Source organism: uncultured Lamprocystis sp., assembly GCF_903933125.1.
GTDB lineage: Bacteria > Pseudomonadota > Gammaproteobacteria > Chromatiales > Chromatiaceae > Thiodictyon.
On the sequence record NZ_CAIZIZ010000317.1, the window covers coordinates 1 to 14161 of the forward strand.

7 protein-coding genes and 1 pseudogene are annotated in these 14161 nt (G+C 63.7%); 6 read left to right on the forward strand and 2 right to left on the reverse strand.

Annotated features, from left to right (window positions below; translation table 11 throughout):
* Positions 1-1676: Ig-like domain repeat protein (locus QZY03_RS16275; protein ID WP_295582857.1), on the reverse strand; the 1676-nt coding region annotated here is incomplete at its 3' end.
* A gap of 523 nt (positions 1677-2199) precedes the next feature.
* On the opposite strand from QZY03_RS16275, the gene QZY03_RS16280 reads away from it, so the two are divergent.
* The 6 genes from QZY03_RS16280 to QZY03_RS16305 all read left to right on the forward strand — a co-directional run bounded on the left by QZY03_RS16280 (position 2200) and on the right by QZY03_RS16305 (position 13816).
* Positions 2200-5658 carry an acyl-[ACP]--phospholipid O-acyltransferase gene (locus QZY03_RS16280; protein WP_295582859.1) on the forward strand — a complete coding sequence of 1153 codons (3459 nt, stop codon included), beginning with the start codon at positions 2200-2202 and terminating at the stop codon, positions 5656-5658.
* Between the two features lie 402 nt (positions 5659-6060).
* Positions 6061-6279, forward strand: coding sequence for a gas vesicle structural protein GvpA (gvpA, locus tag QZY03_RS16285; protein ID WP_020503491.1), 219 nt, complete (start codon positions 6061-6063; stop codon positions 6277-6279).
* A 168-nt stretch (positions 6280-6447) separates the two neighbouring features.
* Complete coding sequence (locus QZY03_RS16290) at positions 6448-7179, forward strand: hypothetical protein (protein WP_295582861.1); 732 nt, start codon at positions 6448-6450, stop codon at positions 7177-7179.
* Positions 7180-7924: 745 nt separating this feature from the next.
* Positions 7925-9106, forward strand: a complete 1182-nt coding sequence (locus QZY03_RS16295) for an efflux RND transporter periplasmic adaptor subunit (RefSeq protein ID WP_295582863.1) — start codon at positions 7925-7927, stop codon at positions 9104-9106.
* Between the two features lie 14 nt (positions 9107-9120).
* Positions 9121-12330, forward strand: coding sequence for an efflux RND transporter permease subunit (locus tag QZY03_RS16300; protein ID WP_295582865.1), 3210 nt, complete (start codon positions 9121-9123; stop codon positions 12328-12330).
* A 1-nt stretch (position 12331) separates the two neighbouring features.
* Complete coding sequence (locus QZY03_RS16305; protein WP_295582867.1) at positions 12332-13816, forward strand: efflux transporter outer membrane subunit; 1485 nt, start codon at positions 12332-12334, stop codon at positions 13814-13816.
* 29 nt (positions 13817-13845) lie between these two features.
* Here QZY03_RS16305 and QZY03_RS16310 read toward each other — a convergent pair.
* Positions 13846-14161 (reverse strand): annotated as a pseudogene (locus QZY03_RS16310) (hypothetical protein); the annotation flags it as partial.

Sequence of the window (14161 nt, forward strand, 5' to 3'; positions counted from 1 at the left end):
ATGACGAAGTCCGGGGCCACGACGGGATAGGACCGGGTGGCCTGATTGTTGGTTTCGTCGGACTCGGTGGTCCCGCAGTGGCCGTCTACCGAAGCGCGCAGGGTCTTGGGACTCGTCAGATCACTGGGGGTGACGGTGAGGGTCAGGGTGTTGCGCTCGCCCACCGCCAGAGTCCCGACCTCAGCGCTAGCGCTCGGACCTTCCCAGCACTCCGCCGCCGTCGGATGGTTGGACCAGACGTTCAGAGAGCCGCCATGACCGCTCGCCGTGCCCTGGTTGGTCACGGTGATCTGGACGTCAAAGGGGATGTCGACGACCGGCGTGCTGGTCGGCAGGACGATGTCGGTGATGACGAAGTCAGGATCGGGAACCGCAACGGTCAGAGCGGGGCTGGTGCCGCTGGCATATTGATCGTCGCCGCCATAAATAGCCGTGAGGATGTGCGTCCCCGTCAGGCCAAGGGTTCCGAGGAAGGTCGCCGTGCCGTTTTCCAGGTTTCCGACGCCCAATTCGACGGTGCCATCCAGGAAAGTTACGGTGCCGGTTGGAACCGATCCGCCGCCCACTGGCGCGACGGTTGCGGTGAAGGTTACCGGTTGGTCACAGCAAGGCGTATTGGGGGAGATTGCCAGGACTGTTGTCGTCTTGGGCTTAGGTATGGCGATGAAACCCCGGTAGATTGTCCCGTCATAATAGGTACCAACCACCTGTCCCTGATCGTTGATGCCGGCCGGACAAGTACCGGTATTGCCACTGCCCCAAATGCTGGTAGTCAAAGAATCTGGATGTTTAATTAAAGTGTACTGCCCGCTGTCGTATACTCTAGCAATGCAACCGTCTCGAAACCAAGCCAGCACCTGGCCAGCGTCGTTCATATCGATCGGGCTCGCAACCATAAGATCCTGGAAACCACCTTCAGGCATGGCTGGCAGAAAAATATAGGTTCCGTCGCTATCTCTGATAGACGCATGTTGTCCGTGGTCGTCGTAATAATAGCCCGCCATCTGACCATTGTCGTTAATGGCCGAAACATAATTTGAGGGCGGAAAAGATGTGTATACACCGCCACTTTCAAGGAAACAGCCAGTAGACATTTCGCATCCTAGCACCTGCCCAGTATCGTTAATACGCGAAACTGTTGTAGCACCACCTGGACCAGTTGGGGCGATAACGCTATAAACGCCGTCGCGGTAAGCGAAACCCGCATTCCCCAGTTCAGCACTGAGGTAATTCCCTACCACGACCCCGCTATCGTTGATGCCAGTGGCCCACATAGTACCTGTTGAAGGTGTAAGGTCGCCGAGCGTCGTATAAACGCCCCCCCGAAGCAGAAAAGCGTAATCTCTGTTACTTCCACCGTAATACCCTACTACATCGCCTCGATCATTAATGCCAGTGGGAATGTATGTCTGATCAGGCCAATCGAAGCTGGTAAATGTGTAGTCGGCCGGGACCCCGGCCGCGGCAACTCCGGACAGGCCGAGGAGCGCGACCCAAAGGCAGACGATCAATCCGAAATGCTGGGTATGACGATGGTGCGCTTTCATGAAGACGACCTCATGCCACTGCGTCAGTCGATGGATTTTCAGCGACCATGCCGCCCCTTGCAGCGGGCTGGCCGATCGGGGCCCGTGATCGGCACGGAACCCCATTGGCGGATCGCTGACGATGCCCACCCTGGCGCGCTGCTCCTCGTGTGGCGGGGAAGGCCCCGTCTTCACTGCGCGGACGCTCAAACCGTCACGGCGTCCATCCCGTCGCCCCGGCTGATGCCCGTCTGAAGCGGCAGAATAACATTAATCCGGGAAAGGGATACCACAGCCTCGGCTAGACTGCAAGCCCCGGATTTTTCACCCAGCAATTCCAAATTTGGGCAGCATCGCGCGACCCCTGGTGGATGCGGCGCGCGCGACCGACGTGCCGGGTCACTGACACCGAACAGCGCGCCTTATCCACCCACAGCCGAGCCGGTTTTGTGGATGAGCGCAGCCCATCCACGAACAGCGTCGCTGCCGGCTCACTGTCGGCTGCGGCCACCCAAATTTCGAACTGCTGGATCAGGTCTTACAGGAAACGCCCGCCGTAGCGGATTCGCGTTAGCATGGCGCCGGTCCAGACCAGAATCGGTCAGCCTGCCACTTCATCAGCGCCCCAGGTCCCCGGCCAACCCGGGGTCGCGACACACGCGGAGCCTAAGTCATGAACCGGTTATTTCGCATCGGGGGCTTCCTGCCCTTCATCGGGATGATGTTTCTCAATGCCTTCGTGGACTTGGGGCACAAGATCGTCATCCAGAACACGCTGTTTAAGACCTATGACGGTGACACGCAGATTCTGCTGACCGCCATCGTCAATGCCCTGATCCTGCTGCCCTTTGTCTTACTGTTCTCGCCCTCGGGTTTTCTCGCGGACCGCTACCCCAAGGCGCGGGTGATGCGGGTCTCGGCCTGGGCCGCGGTGGTCATCACGCTGGCCATCACCGTCTTCTATTACCTGGGCTGGTTCTGGCCGGCTTTCGGCATGACCTTCCTGCTGGCCATGCAGAGCGCCGTCTACTCACCGGCGAAATATGGCTACATCAAGGAGTTGGTGGGCAAGGAGGCGCTGGCGGCGGCCAACGGCTGGGTGCAGGCGACCACGACCACCGCCATCCTGGCCGGGATTTTCTTTTTCTCGATCCTGTTCGAAGGCCGGCTCACGGGCCACAGCTACGCCACGCCCGGTGAGGTCATGCATCTGGTGGCCCCGGCCGGCTGGCTGCTGGTGCTCGGCTCGCTGATCGAGGTGAGTCTCTCCTATCGGCTGCCCCAGACGGTGGCGGGCGCGGCGATGTCATTCGACTGGAGTAAGTACGGCAGCGGGCGCTACCTCAAGGACAACCTGCATGCCGCCTGGGACAACCGGGTCATTTGGCTCTCCATCATCGGGCTCGCCGTCTTCTGGTCCATCTCACAGGTGATCCTGGCGGTGTTCCCGGCCTTCGCCAAGGAGACGCTGGGCGAAACCAACACGGTCGTGATCCAGGGCCTGCTAGCCTGCTCGGGGCTCGGCATCATCCTGGGGTCGGTCATCGCCGGCCGGGTCTCGCGCGACCATGTCGAGACCGCCCTGGTGCCGATCGGCGCGCTCGGGATCGCGATCGCCCTGTTTGTCCTGCCGGAACTCCGGTCCATTTGGGCGCACGCGCTCAACTTCGTGCTGCTGGGCGTGCTCGCGGGGTTTTTCCTGGTCCCGCTCAACGCGCTGATTCAGTTCAATGCGGGCGAGCAGGGGCTGGGCCGGGTGCTGGCCGCGAGCAACTTCATCCAGAACATCTGGATGCTGGTATTCCTAGGGCTGACGGTGGCCGCCGCCCGCGCCCAGTTGGGCGGGCTGAGCCTGATGCTGGCCCTGGCGGTGGTGGCCCTGATCGGCGCCATCTATACCGTCTACCAGCTCCCGCAGTCTTTGGTGCGCTTCATGATCGCGCGCGCCATGGCCACCCGCTACCGACTCAAGGTCATCGGGCTCGATCATCTCCCGGCGCAGGGCGGGGTCCTGCTGCTCGGCAATCACATCAGTTGGGTGGATTGGGCCATGGTACAGATGGCCAGCCCGCGCCCAGTGCGGTTCGTGATGGAACGGGAGATTTACGAACGCTGGTATCTGAAGCACTTCCTGAATTTCTTCGGCGTCGTCCCGATCTCGCGCGGCAGCAGCCGCCACGCCATCCAGGCCGTCACCGCGCTGCTCGACCAGGGCGAGGTCGTTTGTATCTTCCCGGAAGGAACCATCAGCAAGAACGGTCAACTCTCCGAGTTCAAGCGCGGGTTCGAACTGGCGGCAAGCCAAGTCGACCCGGCGCGCGGTCAAGTGCTCATCGTCCCCTTCTATATGCGCGGCCTCTGGGGAAGTTGGTTCTCCTACGCCAGCGCCAAGCTCAGAGAGGGCCGGCGCGAGGGTCGGGTGCGGGAGGTGGTGGTCGCCTTCGGTGCACCGCTCCCGCTGGCGTCGGGCACCGAACAGGTGAAGCAGGCAGTGTTCGAGCTGTCGGTCAGTTCCTGGCAAATCTATGTCGCCGGCCTGCCCAGCCTGCCGGCGGCCTGGCTCGCCACCGCCAAACGCGACCTCGGACGGGTGACGGTGATCGACGCCTCCGGCGCCACGCTCACCAACCGTCGGCTCATCACCGCGGTCCTGCTGTTCGCCGGCCGGATCCGGCGGCTGGCCCCGGAACCCGCCATCGGCATCCTGCTGCCGGCCAGCGCCGCCAGCGCCATCGCCAACCTGGCCGCGCTGCTCGCCGGCAAGCAGGTGGTGAACCTCAACTACACGGCCAGCCCGGAGGCGTTGCGCGCCGCCGTCGAGGCCGCCGGGCTGCGTCACGTGGTCACCGCGGACCTCTTCCTCAAGCGGCTCGCCGGGCGCGGCATCGACCTGGGGGCCGCCTTTGCCGAGGTCACCCTGCATCCTATGGAAGACCTGCGCGCCCGCATCGGCAAGCTGGAGTCCCTGGCGATGCTGGCCCTGGCTATCCTCTTGCCCACGCGACTGCTACGCCTGCTGTTCGGGCAGCCCATCAGCCCCGATACAACCGCCGCGATCCTCTTCTCCAGCGGCAGCGAAGGCGCGCCCAAGGGTGTCGAACTAACCCACCGCAACATCATGGCCAACCTGCGGCAGATCGCGGACGTGCTCAATACCCAGGCCAATGACGTGATCCTGGCCAATCTGCCGCCCTTCCACGCCTTCGGGCTCACGGTCACCACCTTCCTGCCGCTGGTGGAGGGCATCCCGATGGTCTGTCATCCGGACCCCACCGATGCCGCCGGCACCGCCAAGGCCATCGCCCGCTTCCGCGCCACCGTGCTGTGCAGCACCTCGACCTTCCTGCGGCTCTACACCCGCAATAAGAAGGTCCATCCATTGATGCTGGACTCGCTGCGGGTGGTGGTGGCCGGCGCCGAGCGCCTCGCCCCGGACGTACGCGACGCCTTCCTGCTCAAATTCCAGCGCCCCATCTACGAGGGCTACGGGGCCACCGAAACCACGCCGGTGGCGAGCGTGAACGTGCCGGACACCCTGGACATCGAGAACTGGAAGGTCCAGTCCGGCTCCCGGCCCGGCACCGTGGGCATGCCCCTGCCCGGCACCAGCTTCCGGGTGGTGGACCCGGAGAGCCTCGCCACCCTCCCGCCGGGCGAGGACGGGCTGATCCTGATCGGCGGGGTGCAGGTGATGAAAGGCTACCTCAAGGCCCCCGAGAAGACCGCCGCGGCGGTCGTCGTACTGGACGGGATGCGCTGGTACAAGACCGGCGACAAGGGGCACCTGGACGCGGACGGCTTTCTCACCATCGTCGACCGCTACTCACGCTTCGCCAAGCTGGGCGGTGAGATGATCAGCCTGGGCGGGGTGGAGGAGCAGGTGCGGCGGGTCCTGGCGCAGCCTGAACTGGAGCTGGCGGCCGTCAATCTGCCGGACGAGAAGAAAGGCGAGCGCATCCTGCTCCTGGTCGCGGCCGACCTCGACCCCGAGACCCTGCGCCGTGCCCTGCTCGCGGCCGGGGTGAACCCCTTGAGCATCCCGACGGAGATCCGACGGGTCGATGCCATTCCCAAGCTCGGCAGCGGCAAGACCGACTTCGGCGGGGTGCGGCGACTCGCTCTGGCGGTCTGAAGCCGGCGCGATGAGCCTGATGTCCACCCCAACTAAGGAGCCGTTACCAGGGTTATGGAATTCATTCCATACCAGAATCCCACCAATTCGCCGATCACATCCGGTGGTGCTCGCCTTAACGCCTCGGGGCAAGTCCGCCAAACCACTGTTTTGATGAGCGAGTATTGTTCTTTACCAGCAGCATCTAAACTTGGCACAAGCAATGCAATCCTAAAGACAAGCGACCACCCCGGCAGGATGCCATACCGAAGAACCTCAGACCCGTAAATTGTATCAGCGGGCCAGTCGGCTCATTCGGTGAGGTCTGGTGCGAATGGACGCGCGTAGTACGATCAGACCCGCCAGGGTCGCTAACAGCGCACCTCAAGTGCAATTTTTTTCGACGTTCAGAGGTCTACGAAAATGGCAAAAGTCGCCAACTCTACTGATTCCTCCAGCCTGGCCGAAGTGGTTGACCGCATCCTCGACAAGGGCATCGTGATTGATGCGTGGTTGAAGGTCTCCCTGGTCGGTATCGAGCTGCTCGCCGTTGAAGCCCGTGTGGTCATCGCGTCGGTTGAAACCTACCTGAAGTATGCCGAGGCCATCGGCCTCACCGCTCCTGCAGCCGCTCCGGCCTGATCGAGCGTCTCGCGCCTTGGGAGTGTCGCTCCGATGCGTTAAGCATCGATCCCGAGCGACACGTCCCACCGGGTCAGGTGGCAAACCGCGCCGAACCCGGTAATTGGGCCGCGCGGGGACCCGCCTGCTCCGGGGTCGATTCCGCAAAGTGATTACGAGGAGCAGATAATGGGCCGTTTTACTGAAGATATGGGGCGGCTACGCGACGAGATCCAATCCGATCGCATCGCCCGCCAAACCCTGATTGCCGATACCCGCCAGGAAGTCACCGACGCCGCGCACGCCTTCATCAGTAACCTGAAAGGCAGCGTAGAGTCACTCCAGGCCAATTTCCGCGAGGAGCATGCGGACATGGCCGAGGCCGCGCGGGCCGACCGCAACGCCTTCCTCGCCCGCCTCGGCGGTGCCGTCGCCGATATCCGCGTCGCGGCCGCGAGCCGCCAAGCAGCGGTCCGGGACATGCTCGCCGAAACCGCCGCCACGTCGCGTGCCGACCGGGAGCAAGCCGCCGCCGCGATACGCAATGATGTCGCCCAGATGCAGGAGGGTTTCCGGCAAGCCCGCGGCGTCATGGCGATGGACGTCAAGGCCGCCGGCCAGTCCTTCGTCTCCGAGATCGTGCACGCCGTCGCCGACATCCAGCAACAGACGCAGCAATTGGTCGGCGACTTCGCCGGCGAGCGGAGCGCTGCCCGTCAAGCCTGGCGCGGTGCACCCGCGAAGCCGGCGGCTGCGCCGGCCCCCGCTGTCAGCCCGAAGGCTGCGGACAAGCCCGCACCCAAGGCCCAGCACAAGGCCGCTGCCCCCAAGGAGTCGACACCGAAACCGGTGGAGCCAGCGGTTGTCAAGGATCCGCAACCGCCGCGGGATTCGGGAGATGCGTTCACTCCCGAGCTGTAGTGGCTGATCGATAGCGACCGATCACGGCGCTGACCCTCAGGATCCGGGCACTGGCGTTGTCCGGACCTGCAGTGTCGGCGCCGCCCTCTGGAGGTCCAGGGATGGACCCCAGCCTCGACACAGCGAGGACCAAAGATGACACGGCATCCAACCGTTGGGAGATTTCCGGGATAAGAACTACTGACATGTAGGGGCGACTTTAGTCGCCCCTACATTCTTGTATCGAATCGCTGTTGATGAAGCAGCGCTGAGCAGGCCTTGATCATCGTGGCGGCCAGCGATGCGCATTTGGAGTCCAAGGCTTCACCCCTTTTTCTATCCTTTCCTTAAGTGAATGCAGCAACCCCAATCGGTATCTAAACGCTTGTCACCATACGCTGCATGATCTCGTGCTTTCTATCCTGCGCTTAACGTGTTCTAGGGTTATAGGGTTCGGGGGTTCCAGGTCGCATTAGGACGTTCATCGTTGAGACTGAATTCTATCCTGCACCGAAGCATTCTCGGTGGGTCGGGCTTGATCATCATCCCGGCTTCCTCGCGATCTGCGCGGCCGTCGGTCCGCGTAGCGGACTACGGATCGCGACCTTGCGGCAGGGTCCGCCGTGCAGACCGATCGCGGCCAGCCGGATCGATGATCAAGGCCGGCGACGACCCGGATGTCCGCTTGTCACGCACAAGATGCGTCTGAGATGATGCCGTCTTTACGACGAACCTATCGCTCGGTCTCTACAGGAGTCTGCTTGGCATGCGCCGGACATTGATCGCCCTGATCGCACTCGTCCCTCTGATCGGCTGCGATAAGCCCGCGCCCAAGCCGCAGGAGCGCCCGCCGGCACCGGTGACGGTGCAGCGCATCGTCCCGCGTGACGTCCCCGTCACCTTCGAATATGTGGGCCAGACCGAGAGTACGCGGCAGGTGCAGATCCGGGCGCGGGTCGACGGTTTCCTGAACGAGCGCGTCTATACCGAGGGCAGCCTGGTCAAGACCGGAGACGTGATGTTCCGGCAGGACCCGAAGCCCTTTCAGGCGTCCCTGGACGCGGCCAAGGGCGCGCTTGGCCAACAACTGGCGCGACTTCAGACGGCGAACGACAACCTCGCCCGGGTGCGGCCCCTTACGGCGCAGAAGGCGCTGAGCCAGAAGGATCTGGATGATGCGACCGGCCAGCAGCAGGCGGCCGCCGCCTCAGTGGAAACGGCCCGCGCCGATGTGCGGCAAGCCGAGCTCAATCTGGGCTATACCACTATCACCACGCCGGTGACCGGGCTGTCGAGTTATGCCCAAGTTCAGGACGGGTCCTATATCTCGTCGGCCAACAGCCTGCTCACCTACGTGGCGCAAGTCGACACCCTCTGGGTCAATTTCAGCGTGTCCGAGAACGACATGCTCCAGTTTCGCGATGAGCAGGCGAGCGGACGGCTGCGTGTGCCGGAGCGGGACGGCTATGTGATCGAGGTCGTGTTGTCGGACGGCTCCGTTTTCCCGCAAAAAGGCCGTATCACCTTTGCCAATGCCGACTATAGCGTACAGACCGGCACCTTTCTGCTGCGCGCCACGGTTCCGAATCCGGATGCCACCCTGCGGCCGGGGCAGTTTGTCCGGGTGCGGATCGAGGGCGCGGTCCGCCCGAACGCGATCCTCATCCCGCAGGAGGCCGTCCTGCAGGGCGCCAAGGGGCATTTCGTGATCGTGCTCGACCAGGAGAACAAGGCGCAGGTCCGCCCGGTGCAGGTCGGTCCCTGGCAGGGGAACAACTGGTTCATCGACAGCGGACTGGCGGCCGGCGATACCGTGGTGGTGGACGGGGTGGCCAAGATCGTACCGGGGGCGACGGTGAAGATCGTATCCGAGACCACCACGGACGCCGGACCGACACCCCCCGCACCCCACCGGCCCATCGGTGTGATCGGCGACCAGAAGAAGTAGCCCCGGAGCCCCCCATGTTCTCCCACTTCTTCATCGACCGACCCATCTTCTCGGCGGTGATCGCCCTGGTCATCACCATCGCGGGCCTGGTGGCGATGGTCCAATTGCCGATCGCCCAATATCCGCAGATCACCCCGATCCAGATCCAGGTGACCGCCAATTATCCAGGTGCCAACGGCACCCTGGTGGCCCAGAACGTCGGCGCGCCCATCGAACAGCAGGTGAACGGCGCCAACAACATGATCTACATGTCGTCCACCAGTTCCTCGACCGGCAACTATACGCTGTCGGTCTATTTCACCATCGATACAGACCCCGAACTGGCCCAGGTCGACGTGCAGAATCGGGTGAGTCAGGCGATGGCTCAGTTGCCGCAGTCGGTCCAGGCCGAGGGTGTCGACGTCCAGCAAAAGACCTCGACTTTCCTGATGGTGCTGGCACTCTTCTCGCCGGACGGCAGTCTCGACGCGGACGTGATTTCCAACTACGCCAACGTCCAGGTGCTGAGCACCATCAACCGGATCAATGGCGCCAATCAGGCCTCGATCTTCGGTGTTCCCGAATATGCGATGCGCATCTGGCTCAAACCGGACCGGATGGCCCAACTCGGCATCACCGCGAATGAGATCGCCGATGTCGTGAAACAGCAGAACCAGCAGTTCGCGGTCGGCCGCATCGGCGACACACCCACGCCCTATCCGGTTCCCCAGACCTTTCCGGTCACCACCGGCACCATTACCGAGCCCGCCCAATTCGACAACATGATCCTGCGCGCGCAGAACCAGGATGCCGCCCTGGTGCGCGTCAAGGATGTCGGCTACACCCAGCTCGGCGCGCAGAGCTATGTCCTGAATACCGAGTATGAGGGCAAGTCCGCGACCCTGATCGCGATCTATCAGCAACCCGGCGCCAATGCACTCCAGGTCTCCAAAGACGTGCGGGCCACCCTGGCGGAACTCTCCAAGAGCTTTCCCCAAGGTCTGGATTACGCGGTCGCACTGGACACGACCAAATTCGTACAAGCCTCCATCGACGAGGTCGTCAAGACCTTCTTCGAAGCCGTCGTCCTCGTGGTGCTGGTGGTCTTCATCTTCCTGCACAGCCTGCGGCTCACCATCATTCCGACCCTGGCCGTACCGGTGTCGATCCTCGGCGCACTGATCGGCATGCTGCTCATCGGCTTCTCGATCAACATGCTCACCCTGTTCGGGATGATTCTGGCCATCGGTCTGGTGGTGGATGACGCTATCGTGGTGGTCGAAAACACCGAGCGCAATATGGTCCAGTTCGGCCTGACACCCAATGCCGCCGCCAAACGGGCGATGGACGAGGTCAGCGGGCCCGTGATCGCGGTCGTCCTGGTATTAAACGCAGTCTTCGTGCCGGTCGCCTTCCTCGGTGGTATCACCGGCGCACTCTACAAACAGTTCGCCGTCACCATCGCCATCTCCGTGGTGTTCTCCGGCATCATCGCGCTGACCCTCTCACCCGCCCTGGCGGCACTCCTCATCAAAGCCAAGCACGGTGAGAAGAAAGGCTTCTTCAAATGGTTCGATGACGGTTTCGACCGGTTGACCGGCGGTTATGTCAGCGGCGTCAAATGGATCATGCGCCACTGGGTCCTGGGGATGATCGTCTTCGCGCTCGCGGTCGCCGGAACCGTCTGGATGTTCCGCACCCTGCCCACCTCCTTCGTACCGCAAGAAGACCAGGGTTACATCTTCGTACCCTATTTCCTCCCGGACTCCGCCAGCCTGAGCCGTACCAATGCGGTCGGCACCCAGGCCGCGGCCGTGATGCGCGCCCACCCGGCGGTGGACAATGTCTCCCAGGTCGACGGCTACAGTCTGATCGACTCCCAGATGCAGACCAATTTCGGTGTATTGTTTGTCGCACTGAAGGACTATGCCGAGCGCCAATCGCCCGCGCTCTCCGCCAACGCCGTGATCGCCGACGGCATGCGCGGCTTCTACCCCATTCAGGGCGGATTGGTGATCCCGGTCAACCCGCCCGCCATTCCCGGACTCGGTGTCACCGCGGGCTTCCAGATCTGGATCGAACAGAAGGGCTCAGGCACCTTCGGACAACTGTCCGGTCTGGTCGATGAGATTATCGCCAAAGCCAAGACCCGGCCTGAATTGACGGGGATCAATACCACCATTCGCGCCAACGGCCAACAGTTGCTGGCCGACGTGGACCGGGAAAAGGCCGAGGTCCTGGGGGTCCCCATTCAAGATGTCTACGACACCTTGCAGACCATGTTCGGCTCACTCTATGTCAGCCAGTTCCCCAAGGATTCCCGCCTCTATCAGGTGGTCCTGCAGGCTGAGCCAAGCTACCGCATGTCCCCGGAAGATATCGGCAAGTTCTATGTGAAGAACAAGGAGGGCAAGATGATCCCGCTCTCGGCCCTGGTCACCACCAGCTACGTGATCGGCCCGAGTCTGGTGACCCGCTTCAACAACTATCCGGCCATCGCCATCAATGGCGGCCCGGCCCCCGGTGTGTCCTCCGGTGCCGCCCTGGCGGCCATGGCCGAGGTGGTTGGTGAGGTGCTGCCCGCGGGCTACGGCTACGAGTGGGCCGGTGAGGCCCGCGAAGAAGTCAGTTCGGGTTCGACCTCGGCCATCGCCTTCATCTTTGGTCTGATCTTCGTCTTCCTGATCCTCGCCGCCCAGTACGAGAGCTGGTCATTGCCGGTCGGGGTCATGATGGCCGTGCCCTTCGCGATCCTGGGCGCCCTGGTCGCCATCGCCCTGCGCGGACAGGACAACGATCTCTACTTCCAGATCGGACTGCTGACCCTGGTCGGACTGGCCGCCAAGAACGCCATCCTGATCGTCGAGTTCGCGGTGGAACTCAACCGCAAGGAGGGCAAATCCTTCTTCGACGCGGCGGCCGAGGCGGCGCGACTGCGGTTGCGGCCCATCATCATGACTTCCTTCGCCTTCGTGCTCGGCACCCTGCCGCTCGCCATTGCCACCGGGGCCTCGGCCAACAGCCGCCACTCCATCGGCACCGGCGTCATCGGCGGCACCCTGGCCGCCACCCTGATCGCCATCTTCTTCATCCCGATGTTCTACTGGCTGCTGTCGACCGCCAGCGGCCGGCTGTTCGGCAGCGCCAAGGGCGACGCCCCAACGCCGCCCGACGCGGCACCGCGGATCGATGCCGGCGGGGCGCCTGCCCCCCAGACACCCCAGGCGCGGCGCGAGGAGATCTGACATGCGCCCCCTGATCATCTGTTTGATCGCCGCCCTGTCGGCCGCCCTGGTCGCCGGCTGCATGCTCGGACCCGACTACACCCGCCCTCTGGTCGACACCCCGGACGCCTATCGCTTCGCGTTCAGCGACGCCCAGGACACGGCCAACACGCGCTGGTGGCGCCAGTTCCGTGACCCGGTGCTCGACGACCTCATCCTCATCGCCCTGGCCAACAACTGGAGCGCCAAGATCGCCGCGGCCAACGTCGAGGCCGCCGCCGCCGTGCTGACCCAGGCGCGGGCGCCGCTGTTCCCCCAGGTGAATTACAGTGGTGAAGGGATCCGGGAGCGGGTGTCCGAGGCCACCGCCACGCCGGTTCCGAACAGTGTCGCCAACCCCCAGAACAACTTCACGGTGCTGGCCGGCGCTTCCTGGGAGATCGACCTGTGGGGCCGCATCCGCCGCCAGACCGAGGCCGCGCGCGCCGATCTGCTGGCCACCGAGGAAGCACGACGCGGCGTCATCCTGTCGCTCGTCGGCACCCTGGCGAGCAGCTACATCCAACTGCGTGGGCTGGACGAGCAACTGGCGACCTCGAAACGGACCCAAGCCGCCTATGCGGAATCCCTGCGCCTGTTCGAACTCCAGTTCAAATACGGCCAAGTTTCCGAAATGGAGGTCGCCCAGGCCAGGTCCCAATACGAGACCGCCAGCGCGCAAATCCCGGTCATCGAACAGCAGATCGGGCAACTCGAGAATGGCCTCTCGATCCTGCTCGGCCGCAATCCCGGACCCATCCAACGCGGGCTGACGGTCGAGACCATGGGCCGGCCCGCGGTGCCGTCCGGGGTCCCGTCCCAACTCCTGGAGCGACGCCCCGACATCCTCCAGGCCGAACAACAACTGATCGCCGCCAATGCCCAGATCGGGGCGGCCAAGGCCCTGTATTTCCCGAGCATCTCGCTCACCGCGGCCCTCGGTGGGTCCAGTTCGGAGCTGTCCGATCTGTTCAGCGGCCCGGCCAACACCTGGAACTTCGCAGGCTCAGTAATCGGCCCCATCTTCACCGCCGGATCGGTCAGCGGCCAGGTGGCCCAGGCCCAAGCACAGCAACGGGCGGCGGAAGAAAACTATCAACAGGTCATCCAAACCGCCTTCGCCGATGTCTCCAATGCGCTGATCGCGCGTCAGAAGCTCGGCGAGCAGGTCGGAGCTCAAACGCGACTGGTGCAGGCTCTGCGCGACTATTCCCGGCTCGCCCGAATCCAGTTCGACGGCGGCTATGTCCCTTACTCCACCGTGCTCCAGGCTGAGCAGCAACTCTTCCCGGCGGAACTGAATCTGGCCGCTACGCGCGCCGCCGACCTGTCGGCACTGGTCAGTGTCTACCAGGCCATGGGCGGCGGGTGGGTCGACGAGGCGGCGCGCACGGCGCCGGCCCCGGTTAAAGGCAAAGGGCCATTTGCGCCGGCGCTGCCGGAGGCACCGGGGAGCGTGGGACAATAAGCCTGTTCAGAGACAGCAGCGGCGACCATTCACTCCTCCCAGCTCAACGGGACGGTGGCGAGCCGCCGTGCGAGCAGGATCGCCCGGTGGTACCGGGCGGTGCGCGCGCCGGCCTTGGCTATAAACCCGGCCACCGCGCGATCTGCACGGTCGCCGGTCCGCACAGCGGACCGTCCGGGGCCGGCCGGAACGATGATCAAGGCCAGATCCGACCAGTCGACGAGGATCAGGGGCTCGGCGATCCGGGCCAGGGTCACGCGGCAGAGGGCGTCGTAGATCGCCGTACGCTCGCGATACAGGTGGGGATTGCCGATCAGGCGGTCGGCGCGCTTGATCTTGTGCTTC

Coding starts and splice junctions, on each gene's coding strand:
- QZY03_RS16280 (WP_295582859.1), top strand. CDS start 2,200: ATGAACCGGTTATTTCGCATCGGGGGCTTCCTGCCCTTCATCGGGATG.
- gvpA (WP_020503491.1), top strand. CDS start 6,061: ATGGCAAAAGTCGCCAACTCTACTGATTCCTCCAGCCTGGCCGAAGTG.
- QZY03_RS16290 (WP_295582861.1), top strand. CDS start 6,448: ATGGGCCGTTTTACTGAAGATATGGGGCGGCTACGCGACGAGATCCAA.
- QZY03_RS16295 (WP_295582863.1), top strand. CDS start 7,925: ATGCGCCGGACATTGATCGCCCTGATCGCACTCGTCCCTCTGATCGGC.
- QZY03_RS16300 (WP_295582865.1), top strand. CDS start 9,121: ATGTTCTCCCACTTCTTCATCGACCGACCCATCTTCTCGGCGGTGATC.
- QZY03_RS16305 (WP_295582867.1), top strand. CDS start 12,332: ATGCGCCCCCTGATCATCTGTTTGATCGCCGCCCTGTCGGCCGCCCTG.